This window comes from Clostridium sp. CM037 (assembly GCF_055081095.1).
Genome location: NZ_CM143650.1, coordinates 3,050,215 through 3,070,240, shown reverse-complemented (window position 1 = coordinate 3,070,240; position 20,026 = coordinate 3,050,215). Strand labels below are relative to the sequence as shown.

General features: G+C 32.4%; 17 protein-coding genes. 16 read left to right on the top strand and 1 reads right to left on the bottom strand.

Annotated elements, in window-relative coordinates; translation table 11 throughout:
* The first annotated feature begins 3 nt into the window (after positions 1–3).
* From ACWJKP_RS14845 to ACWJKP_RS14815, 7 genes are all read left to right on the top strand, one after another.
* Positions 4–1,290 carry a glycine/sarcosine/betaine reductase component B subunit gene (locus ACWJKP_RS14845; protein WP_165413474.1) on the top strand — a complete coding sequence of 429 codons (1,287 nt, stop codon included), beginning with the start codon at positions 4–6 and terminating at the stop codon, positions 1,288–1,290.
* 25 nt (positions 1,291–1,315) lie between these two features.
* Positions 1,316–1,780, top strand: coding sequence for a glycine/sarcosine/betaine reductase complex selenoprotein A (gene grdA, locus ACWJKP_RS14840; protein ID WP_165413475.1), 465 nt, complete (start codon positions 1,316–1,318; stop codon positions 1,778–1,780).
* A gap of 50 nt (positions 1,781–1,830) precedes the next feature.
* Positions 1,831–3,135, top strand: a complete 1,305-nt coding sequence (gene grdB, locus ACWJKP_RS14835) for a glycine reductase complex selenoprotein B (protein ID WP_165413476.1) — start codon at positions 1,831–1,833, stop codon at positions 3,133–3,135.
* Positions 3,136–3,211: 76 nt separating this feature from the next.
* Positions 3,212–4,747 carry a glycine/sarcosine/betaine reductase complex component C subunit beta gene (gene grdC, locus ACWJKP_RS14830; protein ID WP_165413477.1) on the top strand — a complete coding sequence of 512 codons (1,536 nt, stop codon included), beginning with the start codon at positions 3,212–3,214 and terminating at the stop codon, positions 4,745–4,747.
* A gap of 26 nt (positions 4,748–4,773) precedes the next feature.
* Positions 4,774–5,931, top strand: a complete 1,158-nt coding sequence (gene grdD / locus ACWJKP_RS14825) for a glycine/sarcosine/betaine reductase complex component C subunit alpha (RefSeq protein ID WP_462961292.1) — start codon at positions 4,774–4,776, stop codon at positions 5,929–5,931.
* Between the two features lie 204 nt (positions 5,932–6,135).
* Complete coding sequence (locus tag ACWJKP_RS14820; protein WP_165413479.1) at positions 6,136–6,951, top strand: alpha/beta fold hydrolase; 816 nt, start codon at positions 6,136–6,138, stop codon at positions 6,949–6,951.
* Positions 6,952–7,241: 290 nt separating this feature from the next.
* Positions 7,242–8,546, top strand: a complete 1,305-nt coding sequence (locus ACWJKP_RS14815) for an HAD family hydrolase (protein WP_462961291.1) — start codon at positions 7,242–7,244, stop codon at positions 8,544–8,546.
* Positions 8,547–8,788: 242 nt separating this feature from the next.
* Here ACWJKP_RS14815 and ACWJKP_RS14810 read toward each other — a convergent pair whose 3' ends face one another.
* Entirely contained in the window at positions 8,789–10,084 is a 1,296-nt protein-coding gene (locus ACWJKP_RS14810) for an IS110 family RNA-guided transposase (protein WP_165415057.1), read from the bottom strand.
* Between the two features lie 470 nt (positions 10,085–10,554).
* Between ACWJKP_RS14810 and ACWJKP_RS14805 the strand changes: the two genes are divergently transcribed.
* From ACWJKP_RS14805 to ACWJKP_RS14765, 9 genes are all read left to right on the top strand, one after another.
* Positions 10,555–10,977 carry a hypothetical protein gene (locus ACWJKP_RS14805; RefSeq protein WP_165415080.1) on the top strand — a complete coding sequence of 141 codons (423 nt, stop codon included), beginning with the start codon at positions 10,555–10,557 and terminating at the stop codon, positions 10,975–10,977.
* 85 nt (positions 10,978–11,062) lie between these two features.
* Positions 11,063–12,286, top strand: coding sequence for an IS91 family transposase (locus ACWJKP_RS14800; protein WP_165415065.1), 1,224 nt, complete (start codon positions 11,063–11,065; stop codon positions 12,284–12,286).
* Positions 12,267–12,506, top strand: coding sequence for a hypothetical protein (locus ACWJKP_RS14795; RefSeq protein WP_165415064.1), 240 nt, complete (start codon positions 12,267–12,269; stop codon positions 12,504–12,506). Before ACWJKP_RS14800 ends, ACWJKP_RS14795 begins: the two co-directional genes overlap by 20 nt.
* 67 nt (positions 12,507–12,573) lie before the next feature.
* On the top strand, positions 12,574–12,888 hold the full coding sequence (locus tag ACWJKP_RS14790; protein WP_165414193.1) for a hypothetical protein: 315 nt from the start codon (positions 12,574–12,576) through the stop codon (positions 12,886–12,888).
* A gap of 99 nt (positions 12,889–12,987) precedes the next feature.
* On the top strand, positions 12,988–13,842 hold the full coding sequence (locus ACWJKP_RS14785; RefSeq protein WP_165414192.1) for a hypothetical protein: 855 nt from the start codon (positions 12,988–12,990) through the stop codon (positions 13,840–13,842).
* Between the two features lie 218 nt (positions 13,843–14,060).
* Entirely contained in the window at positions 14,061–14,489 is a 429-nt protein-coding gene (locus ACWJKP_RS14780) for a hypothetical protein (protein WP_165414191.1), read from the top strand.
* A gap of 451 nt (positions 14,490–14,940) precedes the next feature.
* On the top strand, positions 14,941–15,972 hold the full coding sequence (locus ACWJKP_RS14775) for a PocR ligand-binding domain-containing protein (RefSeq protein WP_165414190.1): 1,032 nt from the start codon (positions 14,941–14,943) through the stop codon (positions 15,970–15,972).
* Positions 15,973–16,242: 270 nt separating this feature from the next.
* A complete protein-coding gene (locus ACWJKP_RS14770; RefSeq protein WP_165414189.1) occupies positions 16,243–17,400 on the top strand; it encodes an iron-containing alcohol dehydrogenase in 1,158 nt (385 codons plus the stop codon).
* 211 nt (positions 17,401–17,611) lie between these two features.
* The gene (locus tag ACWJKP_RS14765; protein WP_165414188.1) at positions 17,612–20,017 is read left to right on the top strand and encodes a glycyl radical protein; all 2,406 of its coding nucleotides are present in this window, start codon (positions 17,612–17,614) and stop codon (positions 20,015–20,017) included.
* The last annotated feature ends 9 nt before the right edge of the window (positions 20,018–20,026 follow it).

Genomic DNA, 20,026 nt, shown 5'->3' with positions numbered 1-20,026 from the left:
ATTTTGCGTTTAGAACTTGGTGAAATTAAAATTAATGATGTTCAATTTGGCACTTGCACAAAGGTTGAAAATGGAGTTCTTTTTGTAAATAAAGAAGAACTGCTTGCACGGATAGGCGGAGATGAAAGAATTGAAAGTATTAGCATTGAAATTGCAAGACCCGGAGATGAGACAAGAATAATTCCAGTTAAAGACGTTATTGAGCCAAGGGTAAAGGTATCAGGTAGCGGTGGGATATTTCCAGGATTTATAAGCAAGGTTGATACAGTTGGAAATGGAAGAACAAATGTTTTGAAAGGCGCTGCTGTTGTAACTACTGGAAATATTGTTGGGTTCCAGGAAGGAATCATTGACATGAGTGGAATTGGTGCTAAATATACACCATTTTCAAAATTAAACAACGTTGTAATAACCTGTGAAACAAAGAAAAGCGTACTTCCACATGATCACGAAGAAGCTGTTAGAATGGTTGGATTTAAGGCTGCAACATATCTTGGTGAATGTGCAAGAGAACTTGAGGCTGATGAAATTAAGACTTTCGAAACACTTCCTCTTTTAGAACAGGTAAAAAAGTATCCTGATCTTCCTAAAGTAATATATGTATATATGCTTCAAAGTCAGGGGCTTCTTCATGACACTTATGTATATGGAGTTGATGCAAAGAAAATAATACCTACATTCATATACCCAACGGAAATATTTGATGGTGCTATTGTTTCAGGAAACTGTGTTTCAGCTTGTGATAAGAACCCATCGTATGTTCATATGAATCATCCTGTAATTGAGGATTTGTATGAGAGACATGGTATTGACTACAATTTCCTTGGATGTGTATTAACTAATGAAACTGTATACCTTGCAGATAAAGAAAGATCTTCAAGCTATACTGCAAAATTAGTTGAATATTTAGGTGCAGATGCAGTAATAATTTCTGAGGAGGGTTTTGGAAATCCAGACGCAGATTTAGTTATGAATTGTAACAAGATTTCAGCACTAGGAATTAAAACAGTACTAATAACCGATGAATATGCTGGTCAAGATGGAGCTTCACAATCACTTGCAGATTCAACTCCTAAGGGCGATGCAGTAGTAACTGCTGGAAATGCAAATGAAGTTATTGTACTTCCCACAATGAAGAAAATTATCGGTCATCCGGAAAATGCAAATGTTATTGCTGGAGGACATTTCGGAAGTTTGAGAGAGGACGGCTCAATTGAAGCTGAAATCCAGGTAATTACTGGAGCAACAAGCGAAGTTGGATATAATACTTTAAGTACAAGAGGGTACTAATTTTTTTATAGAAAGGATGATATAAATGTTAAAAGGTAAAAAAGTAATTGCTATAGGTGATAGAGATGGAATACCAGGTCAAGCAATCGAAGAAAGCGTAAAAACTGCAGGAGCAGAAGTAATATTTGCTTCAACAGAATGCTTTGTCTGAACTGCCGCTGGTGCTATGGATCTGGAGATCCAAAAAAGAGTTAAAGAATTAGCAGACAAGAATGGTGCAGAAAACATTGTAGTTATACTTGGTGGAGCAGAAGCAGAAGCTTCAGGACTTTCAGCTGAAACAGTAGCTGCAGGGGACCCTACATTTGCAGGCCCACTTGCAGGAATTGAACTTGGTCTTGCTGTTTATCACATGATTGAGCCAGAAATAAAGGATGAATGTGATGCGACGGTTTATGATGAGCAGTGTGGAATGATGGAAATGGTTCTAGACGTTGACGATATAATTAAGGAAGTAAAGACAATAAGAGATGAGTTTTCAAAATATTAATTTTAAGTTTAAAAAGTAAATTCAAAATATGAGAAAAGGGGGAAACCCAATTGATTAAGGTAGTTCATTATATAAATCAGTTTTATGCTGGTATAGGCGGAGAAGAAGAGGCAAATTATAAACCAGAAGTAAGAGAAGGTTTCGTTGGTCCTGGAATGGGGCTAAACAAAATTTTTAAAGGTGAAGCTGAAATAGTTGCTACTGTTATTTGCGGAGATTCATATTTCAATGAAAATCTAGAAAAAGCAAAAGCTGAAGTAATTGAAATGATAAAAAGTTACAACCCTGATTTAGTAATTGCAGGCCCAGCTTTCAATGCAGGAAGATACGGAATGGCATGTGGTGCTGTTGCAAAAGAAGTTAAAGAAAAATTAAATGTTCCTGTGCTTACAGCAATGTATATTGAAAATCCTGGTGCTGATATATATAAAAAGGACGCATATATAATTGAGACTAGAAATAGTGCGGTTGGCATGAGGCAAGCTCTTCCCGCTATGGTAAAGCTTGGTTTAAAACTTGTTCACGGTGAAGAAATAGGATCACCTGCAGAGGAAGGTTATATTGAAAGAGGAATAAGAAAGAATTATTTTGATACAGTTAGAGGTTCAAAAAGAGCAGTTAATATGCTCGTTAAGAAGCTTAAAGGAGAGGAATTTGCAACTGAGTTTGTAATGCCTGTATTTGATAGGGTAGAGCCAAATGCAGCTATAAAAGACATAACCAAAGCTAAAATTGCATTAGTTACATCAGGTGGAATAGTTCCAAAAGGTAACCCTGACCATATTGAATCCTCAAGCGCTTCAAAGTTTGGTAAATATGACATTTTCGGTGTTGACGATTTAACAGAGGCAACATATGAAACTGCACATGGTGGATTTGATCCAACTTATGCCAATTCTGATTGTGATAGGGTTCTTCCAGTAGATGTATTAAGACAAATGGAAAAAGAAGAAAAAATAGGTTCGCTTCACAGATATTTTTATTCTACGGTTGGAAATGGTACATCCGTTGCCAATTCAAAGAAATTTGGAGCACAAATTGTAAAGGAATTGTTAGCTGATGGTGTGGATGCTGTTATATTAACGTCAACATGAGGAACTTGTACACGTTGCGGTGCAACACTCGTTAAAGAAATAGAGCGTGGAGGACTTCCAGTAGTCCACATGTGCACAGTAGTTCCAATTTCACTTACAGTTGGAGCAAATAGAATAGTACCGACAATAGCTATCCCACATCCACTAGGAAACCCTAGTTTAGAGAAGGAAGCTGAAATGAAGCTTAGATATAAACTGGTAGCTAAAGCACTTAAAGCATTAGAAACCCAAGTTGATGGGCAAAAGGTTTTTGAAGAATAAAACTATTATTAAAAAATGCAAAAGTGAAGGTGTTTATCTTCACTTTTGTTAATTTAAATAAAGGAGGAATGAAATAATGAGCTTTCCAGTAGTTAAAAAAGCATCTTATATTCTTATTAACACTCCAGATATGGTAATGCATTGCGGAACAACAGCTGCAGTTGAGAGAAAAAACAATCCGGATTCAGAATTCTTAAAAGAGGCAAAAAATCATTTAAGAACTTTTGAGGATGTAGTAGCATATCCTCCTAATCAAACTTATATAGGTAACATAATTCCAGAGCAGCTTTTAGAAATTAAAAGACCTTGGAACAATTCAAAAATTGAAGGTGCTCAAAAAACAGGAAAATTCGGAGAAATAATGCCTCAGGATGAATTTTACGGATTGCTTAAGGTTTCAGATGTATTCGATTTAGTAGTCTTAGAAAAAGGTTTTACGCAAAGGGTTAGAGAAAAATTTGCGAATCATGAATTGCTTAATGTAAAAGTTGAAGCACTTGGCATTGGCGAGGATATAGTCAACATAAAAGAATTAGTCGATACTCAAGATGCAGAGGGGTTGTATCTTTGTGATGATCTAATTGGGTGTGTAAAAAAAGCCCATGATGTAGATATAAATCTTTCAGCACATGTTATGCTTGAAAACCTTGCTGTTAAGGCTTCAGGTGTTCTTGCATTAATGCAGTTAGTTAAGATTACCGGAATTGATGTAAGCGAAGTTGATTACTTAATTGAATGCTCTGAAGAAGCAGTAGGAGATATGAATCAAAGAGGGGGAGGCAATCTTGCCAAAGCATGTGGCGAAATTGCTGGTATTAAAGGAGCAACTGGTATTGACATGAGAGGTTTTTGCGCTGCACCTGTTCATGCAATAATAAATGCGTCTGCTCTAGTAAAATCACGAATATTCAAAAATGTTATAGTTTTTGCAGGCGGATGTACTTCAAAGCTTGGAATGAATGGACGAGACCATGTAAAAAAAGGACTTCCAATTCTTGAGGATTGCCTTGGAGGATTCGCACTACTTATAACAGAAAATGATGGCATAAGCCCTGAAATAAGAACAGATATCATTGGAAAACATACAATTGGAGATGGCTCAGCACCTCAAGCTGTACTTGAAGCTTTAGTATTAAAACCGTTAACTAATGCTTCAATGAAAATAACTGATGTTGATAAATACGCTCCAGAGCTTCAAACTCCCGATATAACGGAGCCTGCTGGAGCCGGAGATGTACCAACTCAAAACTATAAAATGATCGGTGCTCTTGCTGTTAAAAACGGACAATTAGACAGAAAAGAACTTCCAAGCTTTGTGAAAAAGCATGGCTATCCCGGATTTGCTCCAACACAAGGACATATTCCATCAGCAGTACCAATAGTTGGACATGGAATTAGTGCAATATTGGAAGGGAGAATGAATAATTTTATGTTAATTGGCAAAGGAAGCTTGTTCCTTGGAAGAATGACTAATTTATTTGATGGAGTTTCAGTACTTGTGCAAAAGAATTCCGGAAAGCAAGATGATGGAGCTGAAGTTTCAAATGAAGAACTAAAGCTTATGATAGCCGGCAGCATGAAAAAATTTGCGGAAATGCTAATGAACGAATAATTGATGATTGTAGGGAGAGTGATTTTATGGGAAACATAAAAACAAAAAAGGCCATAGCCGAGGCTTTTAATGAAATAGCAGATGGGATTAAAAGTGGAAGCTTTAAAAAGAGAATTAAAATAGGCCTAACAACATATGGCTCGGAGCATGGTATTTCTGAAATGGTAAAAGCATGCACACTAGCATCAAAAAAGTATGGCAGCTTTGATATTGTACTGATAGGTGAAAAGGTTGACTGTGAATTTGAAGTAGTTGAAGTAGCTTCTGCAGAGGACGGGCACAATAAAATGTTAAAACTTTTGGAGGAAGGGAAAATCCAGGGTTGTGTTACACAACATTTTAATTTTCCAATAGGAGTTTCTACAGTGGGAATGGCTGTTACTCCAGCAAAAGGACGCGACATGATAATAGCTACAACTACAGGGGCGACTTCAACTAATAGAGTAGAAGCCATGCTTAAAAATGTTATAGGTGGAATTGCAGTTGCAAAAGCTACAGGAATAAAAAATCCTAAAGTAGGAATTTTAAATATAGATGGAGCAAGGGAAGTTGAAAGAAGTTTAGGTGAATTAAAAAAGTCTGGTTATAATTTTGAATTCGCCGATTCATTAAGAGCAGATGGTGGACCAATGATGAGAGGGAATGATGTACTTGCAGGAACTCCAGATGTACTAATTTGCGATTCACTTACTGGAAACCTTCTTATTAAAATGCTTTCATCTTATACAACTGGTGGAGATTATGAAACTTCAGGTTATGGATATGGTCCAGGAGTTGGAGAAAACTATGATAAGATTATTAACATAATATCAAGGGCATCTGGTGCACCTCTTATTTGTGAAGCACTTAAATATTGCTTTGAGTGTGCACAAAATAACCTTATGATAGTAGCGGGAAATGAATATAAAGATGCAGAAAAAGCTGGAATTAAAAAGTTAATTGATGGGATACTAAGTAAAAGTGGAAAAGCATCAGAAGAAAAAGTTACGATGCCTTCAAAGGAAGTAGTTACTTTTGCTATACCAGGTATAGACATTTTAGAACTCGATGATGCATGTGCTGCCCTCAGGACGAAAGGCATATACTGCGAAAGTGGAATGGGTTGTACTGGACCTGTATTAATGATAAATGAGAAAAATTCTGAGAATGGCACAAAGATACTTGTAAAATGTGGTTATAAATAAAAATATTAGTTATAGAGAAGAAAGAGGTGTAGCAAATAATGTTATGCATCTTTCTTTTTTATGAATATACGGGATAACATTAGGAATGCGCCAGTGAAATTTATCATCTAAAAGCATTGAGATAATAAACCCCAAATAATTAATTAACATAATTATATCTAATGGAATAATATATCAATGTAAGATTATTATTGGAGGTATTTAGTGGGATATTATATTAGAGTAGAAGAAAATGTAAAAATCTATGTAGAGGATATTAACCCTAAGGGTGAAAAGACAATAGTGTTTCTTCACGGTTGGCCCGGAAGTCATAAGTTGTTTGAATATCAGTTTAATGAACTTCCAAAGATGGGCTACAGGTGTATCGGTATAGATCAGAGGGGATTCGGTGAATCCGATAAGCCGTTCGAGGGCTATGACTATGATAGATTATCAGACGATGTTCGAGGGGTAGTAGATGCACTTAAATTAAAGGATTTTACACTAGCGGGACATTCAACAGGAGGAGCAATTGCTATTAGATACATGTCCAGGCACAATGAGTACGGGGTATCCAAACTAGCTCTTTTTGCAGCAGCAGCACCAAGCCTTATCCAGCGTCCATATTTTCCTTACGGATTGAAAGAGGAAGTTGTCAAAGATATGATTAAGGAAACATATAATGATCGACCTAAAATGTTGAGGGGATTTGGAGACATGTTTTTCTTTCAGCATATAACCCAGGCATTTTCAGATTGGATTTTTCAATTGGGGCTACAAGCAGCAGGTTGGGCCACTGCGGCAACTTCAACCAGTTGGCTCGGCGAGGAACGTTTATTTTTTGATCTTTCTAAAATAAGTGTTCCAACTTTAATTCTTCATGGTATTCATGACAAAGTCTGTCTCTTCCCATTAGGGCAGGCACAAAGACAAGGCATTAAAAATTCTAAACTTGTACCATTTGAATTCAGTGGCCACGCATTATTCTATGATGAGAAAGATAGATTTAACAAAGAATTGGCTTTATTTATTGAGGAGTAAGAAATTTAAAAGAGGCAATGGTTGAGTATGATGGATAGGCTTTTAATACGATAAGAAGTATCTTAATTAACTAAGATACTTCTTTCTTATAATTACACGAGGTTCATAACCTGGAGTGAAAAAGAACATTGGTAATCTGGGCTAGTGACTGCACCGAGCATGAGTGATTTGATTTTAAAATTATTGTTGACGATACTTAATGATGATGTTATTATAGGCATATAATGTATGGACCATTTTTTGGTATATAGTACATAAAACATAATAAATTACTAAATAAAGGAAGTGTAATGATGAACAAACAAAAGGTATTGACAATCGCTACGCTCGTATGCTTGACTATAGGTACTTTCGCTGGGTGTGGTGCTGAAGTTCCTAAAGGTACTAATGTTAGCACTTTACAGCAAGGCTCGATTAAACAATTACAAAAAAACAATTGGTCTGAAAATAACTATAATAAGATAAATAAATTAATTGTTGAGAATGGAATTAATAGTCCAGGCTATAACAAGGATAAGAGGCCATACTTAGTTTCTGATTGGGACAATACTACTGCGTTTAATGACGCAGAAGAGACATTGTTGATGTATCAATTAAGAAATTTAGAATTCAAAATGACCCCTGAGAAATTTGCTCAGGTAATCCGCACAAACATACCTAAAGATAATTTCGCTAAGGAATGTAACAATAAAGATGGAAAACCTGTAAATATTGATTTAATTGCACAGGACATAAATTCTGATTATGAATATCTTTATAAAAATTACAAAGGTCTTGCAGGTGAAAAATCTTTAGATGAAATAAAGGCAACTCCTGAATATCAAAACTTTGTAGCAAAAACAAGATACCTGTATGAAGCTATTGGTGAGAGTTTTAGTTCAGATATAAGTTATCCTTGGGTTACTTATTTGTTTACTGGAATGAATGAAAAGGAAGCAAGAATTTTAGCTCGAAAATCATTGGACTTTAATTTAGCTGACACAGTATCAAAAGAGACGATACAAAGTTTAAGCTCTGCACCTGGTAAGGCAGGAGTAGTTTCAGTTACAGTCACACATGGTCTGAGATCATTTCAAGAACAGCAAGATTTATACAAAACTTTAATGTCAAATGGCATTGATGTATATATCTGTTCAGCGTCATTTGTAGACTTAGTAAAAGAATTTGCTTCAAATCCTAATTATGGGTACAATATTCCTGAACAAAATGTACTAGCTATGGAGTTAGAAAGAGACGATAATGGAATAATTAAAAATGAATTTAGAAAAGGATATGACCAAACTCAAAGTGTCGGAAAAACTAAAACTATTGAAAAGTTCTTAGTATCTAAATATGGGTATGAACCTATAATGGTTTCTGGAGACAGTGACGGAGACGTTTATATGTTGAAAGACTTTAAAACTACTAAATTAGGATTAGTGTTAAATAGAGTCAAGGGCGGCAAAACAGGAGAAATAAGTAAAATTGCATCTGAAACAATAGGTAAAGATAATGAAAAATACTTATTGCAAGGAATAGACGAAAACTTAGGACAATTTAGACCATCAGAAAAATCTGTATTATTCAACCAACACGAAGAAAAATTAATAAAATAGATTTTAATACCACAAGAAGTATCTTAATTAACTAAGATACTTCTTTCTTAAAATGGACATTTCCTTTAAACCTTTATGGGTGAAATAAGGAAGTATATCTATTAGAAAAAAATCAGAATTTAGAAGACCAGCTAGTTAAAGTCAACTATTAATTTGAAATTTATTTAGTTTAATTTTAGGCTCAACAAAAAGACCATTTCGAAACACGAATGATGGTAAAAAAAGGGAGGTGGTATAGTTAATTAGGCAGCTAGAACAGTTTTATTTTCTAAAAACATCTTTTGGTGTAATTTAGGGTCTCTAATTTGGTACTCTTGTTGATTTCTTAAAACCGCAAATAGATATTTGATAAGCTTGTGCATAACTGCTACTAAAGCTACTTTTGCCTTCTTGCCCTTTAAGTTTTCTTTGTAATATTTAAGTAAAATATGATTAGTAGCTTCTCCATTACGCTTCATCCTAATAGAAGCTAAGGCAACAGCATATAGAGCTCGTCTACCAAACCTTGTACCACGTTTGGATATTTTAACTCTATCGCCCTTAAACTTACCTGATTCATTAACAGCAGGATCAACTCCGAAGAAAGCAACAAGCTGCTTAGGCGTGATAAATCTATCAATGGCACCAATTTCGGCTAATATTGTTATTGCTGTATTATATCCAATACCTGGTATCGACATTAGTAATAATATATTTTTACGAAAAGCAGGAGACATTTGATCACTGTTTATGAACCCTTCAATCTTTGCTAAAAGCGTAGCTATTTCACCATCAATGGCCTCGTAGATAGATATAGAAGTGGTAATAGAAACTGATAACCATGGTGATGTTAAACTAACAAATTGAGCATTCTCAGCCGATTCTATGAGCTTAGTGTATTTTTTTTCAGCCCACTTAATACCCTTTCTGGAATTAATCAAAATATCTATAATATCTTGCTTTGGAGCTGAAATAACTGCCTGTGGATTAGGATACTTTTTCAATATGTTAATTGAAACTAATCCACAGGTATTAGAAAATACATTTTGATATCCATTAAAAGTTATGCACAAAGAACTACTAAGTTTCTTTTTAAATACTGACCTAGTATCAATAAGCTTATAGTAATCGCGTACTAATAGCTTTAAAGTGAGAATGTTGATGTCAGAGTCGGATGATACCTTGATATCTTCAAATTTTCCTAAACTTGCGATAGATAATGCATCATTTCTATCATTTTTCACTTTCCTAATGTCTTTATTTTTGTTACAATTAGTAACAAGAGGATTGATAACAAAGGTTTCGAAATTGTTATCCTTTAGAAAGTGGAAAAGAGTTAGATGATACACGCCTGTGGACTCCATAAAGAACACAGGCTTTGTGGAAAACTCTTCTTCTGCTTTTTTTATTTGCTCAATAAAGTATTTAAAACCCTCAGCAGTATGGAAGATTTTAAAAGGCTTCCGATATTTACTGCCGTCAGGCGCAAGGAATGCTGCAAAAGAGAATTCAGAAGCAACATCAATGCCTACTACAAGACTATTTAAGTATTTTGACATATATAACATCTCCTTTTGTAAAAGTGAGATAGAATAAAGATTCCACTTCTATCAATGAGGCTGTAACCTCGTTTGTGACACGGGTAGTTCCAAAATTGGAAACCCAACCAGCTAAAACACAGAAAACTCACTGATGGAATGATACGCTTTTTTACGAGTATTGGTAATTACTTACCGCTCAGGAGTGAAACATCTATCTTCTCTATTCAGGAGATATTATATCATTGTGGACTAACTGGTTCCTAGTATCCAATATTGGTAATTGACAGTAATCAGTAATCAGAATTGAGACAAGATTAAACAAAGTAAAATTATGAGTTGCGAATATTAGATAAGAGATTAGTGATAACATTCGTAGTTATTATGACTGATTTATTATCAATGCTTACAACTACATTATACGAGGAGTGTAGATACATCTGTAGAAATTATAGTTAAGGTAAAATTGTGTTGCATGAGGGGGATAAATTATGGAATGGATTAAAATAGAAAGTGATAATTATATATTTAATTATCATGTTGGTTCTATTGCAGAAAAGGACATAGAAGAAATAATTGACATACAGGAAACTTGTTATGATTTTATTTGTAACTGTTTAACTATTAAAATGGGAACTAAAATTAAATACTATTTATGTGAGTCTTCTATAGAAGTTGGCAAATTGTATGGAGACAATGAACCATGCAATGGATTTTCCCGTGAACCAAATGAAATATATGCTGTATATAATAAGAAAGTTAAGTGTGTAGGATTTCATGAAGATGCACATATAATTTCATATAATATATCAATGCCTCCTCAAACATTTATAAGAGAAGGACTGGCAATGTGTTTTGACAAAGTTTCCTTGGGTATACCTAATTACAGTTGGGTAAAATTTTTTATTATATAGGAAACAGCTTGCGGAAACCGCTGTGGATAACATTCTAGCTAAAAAATAGATAGAAAAAATCAGATAAATATGAGATGATTAAATCATGAAAATAAATAAGATTACTATAAAACAAATATTTGAAGATAATTATCCAGAGTTTTGGAAATTGAATAAAGAAAAGTATCCTGAAAAGATGAGAGAACATATGAATATCGAAGTAATGAAAATGATAGGATGTGGAGATATTTCATTAGGTTTTGTTGCGTATATATGCTTAAAATGTTTAGAAGTATTTAAAATAGGGTTTACATGCAAAAGTAGATTTTGCAGTAAATGTGGGAAAAAGTACATAAGTGAATGGGTAGAAAAACAAGTAAACAAGATTTTAGATGTACCGCATAGACATTGTGTATTCACAATACCAGCTGAATATAGGAATTATTTTTACTGGAATAGGGAGTGCTTAAAAGATTTACAAGACATGGTATATGAGGCTATAAACGAGTTTGCGAATGGTGTAAACTATAAAAATAGAGAAGAGTATCAGAAAAAGAAAAGGGGTAAAAAAGGAGGAGTACTTTGGCAAAGTGGAATGATAGGAGTAGTGCATACATTTGGAAGGAATGTAGGTTTTAATCCACATGTCCATGCATTGGTTCCAGAAATAAAAACAAAAGGCAATGAAGTTAAGGAGATGGAATACCTTGACTACAAATATTTCAGAAAAGTTTGGCAGTTTAAATTAATAAATTATATGATAAGTAAAAAGCCAGAGAAGAACGCAGAATACTTAAAAATGTTTAAAGATTATCCTGATGGATTCTATATAAATGCAAAATCAAGAATGAAAAGTGCAAGAGGTGCAGCAAGATATATAGGCAGATACTTAGCAAGGCCTGCGATAGCAGAATATAGAATACTTAGTTATGATGAGAAAAATGTAACGTTTTGGTATAAGAGTCATGAAACCAATGAGAGAGTAGAAGAAACAGTTACAGCGCAAGTATTCGTAGGTAGATTATTAATGCATATTACCCCTAAATATTTCAAGATGGTTAGACTATACGGAGTATATTCAGGCAGTATAAGTGTAAAAGTTCGGAAGTGTTTTGGTCTTTTGCAATACATAAAAAGTGGTCTTAAGGCAATTCAGTTCACACTAAAAATAAATTGGAAAAAGGAAACAAGAAAAATGACTTATAGAGAATTAATGATTATTAATTTTTCCAAAGATCCGAGAAAGTGTTTAAAATGCGGCCAGCTAATGGAATTGTGGCAAATATGGCATAGAAAGTATGGGTATATATATGATATGGGAACGTATTAAAAGAATTTTTAAAGGTAAAGTGAATGAGGATAGCATACCATTTCGACCACAAGAACGTGATAAAATGATACTTTTTAAATGTAAAAAATGTGGGTTTGAAGAAGAAGTGCCTGACTTTGTTGCGTTTGAATGTTATACGCCTGAAGAATATGACAAGAAAAGTGGTAGTCCTATTGTTTTGTGTATAGAATGTGGTTCAGATATGATAATTAAGAGGTGATGCCACACTATTTGTGGAGCATCACTTTAATACTCGACCGTAGGGAGATTTTGTTCTTGATAACGATTTGTATGCAAAGATAGAAGATTTAGTAATTGATGAGAATTTTTATAAGTATAGTGATTTAATAACTTATCCTATTGCGGGGGCATTTGTAGAGTATCTTATTTCACTTTTTGGTATCGACAAATTCAAGCTATTCTATTGCTCACTAAAAGAAGAAGATTTTAAAGTGAATTTTTTAAAAATATTCAATATCACCCTATCTAATGCAAATAGAAAGTTTATTAAATATATTAATAGTATAGGAAATAATAATGCTATTTCTAATATTATAAAAGGTGAATTAGAAGAGCGAAATCTCTTAAAATTAGTAAAATGATATAACACGTATGGGCATGGAACTCTAGTCTTGATAATATGGCAATTTTTAAAGGAATCTATTAATTTTGGGATTCCTTTAATTAATAGGAGAATTTATATGGAAAACAAAATAATGAATTTTGCAATTAAGCAAATGAAATCTGATAAAATAAATGAAATATTTAATCAAGAACCCTTTTTTGAAGAGTATTTTAAAGTATTTTGTGGGAATAAACCATTTGACAAAAATATTATTAATTCTATACAGCATGAGTTAGATATAAATAATGTAATTACATTATCTAACACCCTAATTAGTATATTTGAAAATAAAGCTAGTATCTTATCCAAAATTGAAATCAAAAATGATATTGGTTTAATTATTTTTATTGGAGATGGTAAAATAGATGGTCATAGTATTATTTTAAATAATTCATCTTATGTTTTTGTTGATATAAAAGCAATTATTTCACGTTCTAATAAAAATTATGATTTAGATGTTTTTCTATCTCATGAAATAATTCATGCAGTACATTATGATTTAAATAAAGAGTTCTATTTAAAAAACTATAATTCAACAGAGGATAAATATTTAAAAACGTTAATTGTAGAAGGTGTGGCTACATATATAAGTATGTTTATATTTGGAATATCAGAAAATTTAGGATATTGGTTTGGATTTTTAGAAAACGATGAAGTTAATGAATGGGTCTATAATTGTAAAAAAATGAAAACAGCTATAGGGATAAATCTTAAAGGATTAATTGCTGATAAAAAATTTGATAAGAATATATATGATAAATTATTTTGTATTAAATCTAAAAAAATTACTTTTTATAGAATAGGATATTATTATGGTTGTGAAATAATAAAGAATATATGTTATGAAAATAATATTAATAAAGTGTTTAGACTTGGATTCAGTGATATTAAAGAATATATAAATCATTATTTTGAAATTGTAATAATATAGATGGAAATTTTTATTGTTGCCATTGAGAAAAGTAACATAACTTATCATTACTATTAAATAATTTTGCATAACTTTCATAGTTCAATGTTTTTAAAATGGAGAAACTTTTTAAAATTATCCGATTTAAGGTAATAATCGTATAATTGTATAGGTATTTTGTGTCGTAATAGTTAAATATTTTCAAGAAATATTAACGTAAAAAAAGGAGGTTGCTAACAATGGAAAGAAAGAAAAAAATTATAATTGGATGTATACTAATTTGTTTAGTTTGCATAATTGGAGCTTATGAGTATATAAATATTAATCAAAAGAATAACTTTAAGATAAGTCAAGTAAGTTGGAATGGCGACACAAAAATTTGGACTGATAATACTCAAAATAACATTTATGATATTAAATTTCAAATATTTGATGGAACAGATTTAAAAGAGATAACTTCTGAAAAATCTACTTATGCTATGAAAATTAATTCTACTGCTGAGAAGGGGGAATTAAAAATTAAGATTTATAACGATAAAAAAATATTATTTGAAAAAAATGGAACTATGAATAAAACTATAACAATTTCAAATGATGATAGTAAAAATGTAAAGATTGAAATTATAGGAAAAAAGGCTAAAGGTCATATTAAAATTAAACTAACATAAAAAAAATGGTGTATCACAATTTTCTTTAAATGTAAGTTCTAATACCAGGTACTTTCTATCATGTGATATATATAAGTTTATATAATGGATTATATTATTTTAGAGTAAATGAAACCCAATAAGGGCATACTTTTAGTTATGTTCTTTATGGGTTTTTTATTTATGAAATTTGGGGAGGAATTTTCATTAAAATAACTAATATAAAAAAACTGCGTTAAGAACGGTGAATAGTGTGGTGATGTTATAGTAGAAATACACACTGATATAAGTAATTAATAAAAATTAGCTTCTATTTTTTTGTTTTTGATGGTAATATACTTATATAGAAAAATAGTCGTAAAAAAAGCACAAAATATTTCTATTTCGACTTTTTCTAAGATCCAAAACGTATAATGTGAAATTTAGAGATGATTTAATTATAATACCTTTATAAATGAATGGAGGAAGTATTTTGCGGAATGGTTTCTTGCATCTAGATAATATTATTAATGTAGATAATTTTCAAAAAATCCAGGATAATATAGCGGAGGTAACCGGCATTGCTATGGTGACGGTTGATTATAAAGGTAAAAGGATTACTACACATAGTAAGTGTAGTGAATTTTGTAAATTTGTAAGATTGCATCTAGACGTGGGTCACCTTTGTGAGAAATGTGACGCTAGAGGAGGACTCGAGGCTGCTAGATTACAACAACCATATCTATATATATGTCATGTAGGTGTAATAGACCTTGCAATTCCTATTGTAATAGATGGGCAATACTTTGGTGCGGTAATGGCAGGACAAGTTATTATTAAAGATGAAGAAAAGGAAGATTTAGAACAAATAGTTAACAATAAATATTTTAATATGGAATTAGAAAAAGAAGGCGAACTTAAAGTTTTATATGAAAAGTTACCTATGATGACTTTGGACAGGGTTAAATCTGTCGCTAACATGATTTTTCATATTAGTAACTATATTGTAGAAGAAGCCTTATTAAAAATAACTTCAAATAAACATAATGATAAAATTTTAACTGTGGGTTCATTTAAGACGACAAATTTACAATTTAAAAAGGCTAATAAAGTGAAAACAGTGGAAGAAAATTTAAAGAATAATGTTAACTTAGATTTTAGTGAAGATAAAAATAATATAAAATGTGAGAACAAATGCGATATTATTTTAAAACCAGCATTAGATTATATACAAAAGAATTATAGGTACGCAATTACCCTTAATGGTATGGCATCCTTGTGTAACATTAGTCCTAGTTATTTTAGTAAGCTTTTTAAAAAAAGTATTGGAGATAATTTCTCGAGTTATATAAATAAAGTGAGAATTAAAAAAGCTAAAGAGTTGCTTGAGGCGTCTGATGTCCCAGTAAGCAATTTAGCATTGGATTTAGGGTTTGAGGATTGTGGTTATTTTATAAAAGTATTTAAAAAGATTGAAGGGGTAACCCCGGCGGTTTATAGAAATGAATATAATGTAGAAAAATAGCACTAGGCTAAAACTAGTGCTATTTTTTTCGTGTAAAACACTAAATGCGACAAATTACTGTGGGAATTTACATAAAGTGAGCAATGTTTTTCTACAAGAATGCAATATTTTTCAATGAAAATTTAATTATACAAGCTTATACTTTAGATAGTTAGTAAATTAACAAGGGTTGTGTTAACAGTGAAGAAAATGTTAATATCACCTTAAAATAGAGTTCAGGTTACAATTCAACAAATTACAATGTTTAAAAAAACTAAGGAGGAATAATATATGAGAATGTATGATTATTTAGCACCAGCGGTTAACTTTATGGGAGCAGGAGCTGTAAAAGTAGTAGGCGAAAGAGCTAAGATTTTAGGTGGAAAAAAAGCGTTAATAGTGACTGATAAGTTTCTTCGTAGTCTTCCGGGCGGTGCAGTAGCACAAGTTGAACTTTCATTAAAGGAAGCAGGAATTAGCTTTGTATTCTATGATGATGTTGAACCAAATCCTAAGGATAGAAACGCAATTGCAGGCGTAAAAATATTTAAAGATGAAAAATGTGACATGATTATTACAGTTGGTGGCGGAAGCTCACATGACTGCGGTAAGGGTATCGGTATATTGGCAACTCATCCAGGAGAATTAGTTGACTATGCAGGTATAGAAACTCTTGCAAATCCACTTCCTCCAATCATTGCTGTTAATACAACAGCTGGAACAGCTAGTGAAGTTACTCGTCACTGCGTTATTACAAATACTAAAACTAATATTAAATTTGTTATAGTTAGTTGGAGAAACTTACCATCAGTTTCAATCAATGATCCACTAACAATGGTTGGAAAACCTGCAGGACTTACAGCTGCAACTGGTATGGATGCTTTGACTCATGCTATAGAAGCATACGTTTCAAAGGATGCTAATCCTGTTACAGATGCTGCTGCTATCCAAGCTATTAAATTAATATCAAACAACTTACGACAAGCTTATGCACTAGGCGAAAACTTAGTAGCTAGAGAAAATATGTGTTATGCTTCACTGCTTGCTGGTATGGCATTCAATAATGCTAACTTAGGTTATGTACATGCAATGGCTCACCAATTAGGTGGACTTTATGATATGCCTCATGGAGTAGCTAACGCTATATTACTTCCATTCGTTGAAAAATGGAACGTTATTTCAAATCCACAGAAATTTGCTGATATAGCAGAATTCATGGGTGAAAACATACAAGGACTTTCAGTACTAGATGCAGCTCAGAAATCTATCGATGCTATGTTTAGACTTGCAAATGATGTTGGAATTCCAACTAACTTAAGATCACAAGGAGTTAAAGAAGAAGACCTCGAATATATGGCTGAATGGGCATTAAAAGATGGTAATGCATTCAGTAACCCAAGAAAAGGAAACAAGAAAGATATTGTTGAATTATTTAAATCAGCATTATAAATTCTCTTTAACGATATTTTCGAAGAAGATAATTTAATATAAATTAAAACAATTATAATATGTCCTTGATGCAATCATCGAGGACATATTATAAATTATATATGTCTTTGATAGTTATAAATTTAACAAATTCTTACGTTTTAGAAGATGTTTTAATAAATTGTAAACAGTAGTTAAATAAAAAAATTATATTAAGAGAGGAAGTTTTAATATGTATATTCTACAAGATGGATTTAGTAAACCAACAAAGAGGATAGTAGCATTAAAGGAACAAATACTTTTAGCAGTTCCATGTATTGAAGTTGATAGAGCGTTATTAATAACAGAATCATTTAAAGAGACAGAAGGACAACCTGCAGTAGTTCGTAGGGCTAGAGCACTTGAAAAGATATTAAATGAAATTCCTATTATTATAAGAGATGAAGAGCTAGTAGTTGGAAGTCTTACTCAGGAAGCAAGATCAGCTCAAATTTTTCCTGAATTCTCAAATAAATGGATTAAAGATGAATTTGAAACCATAGGAAAGAGAAAAGGTGATTCATTCCAAATTACCGAAAAGGCAAAAGGACAACTTACAGAAGTCTTCAATTATTGGGAAGGCAAAACTACTAATGAACTTGCTACTTCATATATGTATCCAGAAACTATTGATGCAATTAATGAAAATGTATTTACAGTTGCAAACTATTATCTTAATGGAGTAGGACATGTATCTGTAGATTACGCTAAGGTTTTAGCTAAAGGATATAAAGGAATTATTGAAGAAGTTGAATGTGCAATTGCATCTGCTGATAAAGAAAATCCTGAATATATTAAGCAAAAACTATTTTGGGAATCTATCATATGTTCTTGCAAAGCCATAATAAATTATGCACATAGATATGCAAAGCTTGCTAGAGAAATGGCTTCAAAAGAATCTAATGACGTGCGCGCTAAAGAATTATTACAAATAGCTAAAAACTGTGAAACAGTACCTGAAAATGGAGCAACTAATTTTTATGAAGCTTGCCAATCATTCTGGTTTGTACATGCAGTTATAAATATAGAATCAAATGGACATTCTATTTCTCCAACAAGATTTGATCAATATATGTATCCATATTATGAAATAGAATTAAATTCAGGAAATTTTGACATAGATGCAATTCAAGAACTTATTGATTGTGTATGGGTTAAATTAAATGATATTAACAAAGTTCGTGATGAAGTATCAACAAGAGCATTTGGTGGATATCCACTGTTTCAAAACCTATGTGTAGGTGGACAAACTAGAGAAGGCAAAGATTCTACAAATGATTTATCATACATGTGTATAGATGCTACAGCTCATGTAAGATTAGCAGCACCTTCATTCTCAGTAAGAATATGGAACAAAACTCCAGATGAATTCTTATTAAGATGTTGTGAGTTAAGCAGATTAGGCCTCGGTATGCCAGCATTTTATAATGATGAAGTTGTAATTACTGCATTAGTTAGTAATGGATTAACAATTGAAGATGCTAGAGAATATGGAATTATTGGTTGCGTTGAACCGCAAAAACCAGGTAAAACAGAGGGATGGCATGATTCAGGTTTCTTTAATCTAGCAAGACTATTAGAAGTCACTATAAATAATGGTATGAGTAATGGAAAACAAATTGGACCTAAGACTGGGGAATTTACACAGTTCAAGTCTATTGAAGAAATTATTGAAGCTTATACGAAACAAATGGAATACTTTGTTTATCAATTATCAGTGGCAGACAATTCTATTGATATTGCTCATGCAGAAAGAGCTCCATTACCTTTCCTATCTTGTATGGTTGATGACTGTATAACAGATGGTAAATCACTTCAAGAAGGCGGAGCACATTATAACTTTACAGGACCACAAGGTGTTGGTGTTGCGAATGTAGGAGACTCTTTTGCAGCTATTAAAAAGCTTGTATTTGATACTAAAATGATAACTTTAAAAGATTTAAAAGAAGCTTTAGATACTAACTTTGGTCAAGAAGATTCAACTTCAAAGATAGATTTTGAGGACTTAAGACAAATGTTAATTCATAGAGCACCTAAGTTTGGTAATGATATTGATGAAGTTGATGAATTAGCAAGTCAAGGAGCATATATTTACTGCAAAGAAGTTGCAAAACATAAAAATCCAAGAGGCGGTAATTTCCATGCGGGATTATATCCAGCAGCAATTAACATCCTATTTGGTGATCTTATAGGAGCAACTCCAGATGGTAGAAAAGCACATGAAGCATTAGCAGATGGTGTATCTCCAGTTAGAGGAGCAGATAGTAATGGACCAACTGCTGCTATAAATTCAGTAGCTAAATTAGATCATTTTATTGCATCTAATGGTACTTTATTAAATCAAAAATTCCATCCAGGTTCAATTCAAGGAAGTACTGGATTAAATAATTTAGCGTCACTTGTTAGAAGCTTTTTCGATCAAAAGGGTATGCATGTACAATTCAATATAATAGATAAGGAAACTCTTGTTGAAGCACAAAAGAATCCAAGCAAATATAGAGATTTAGTAGTACGTGTTGCCGGTTATAGTGCGCAATTTATAACATTAGATAAAGCAATTCAAGATGATATTATAAAGAGAACTGAACAAACTTTCTAAAAGGAGGAA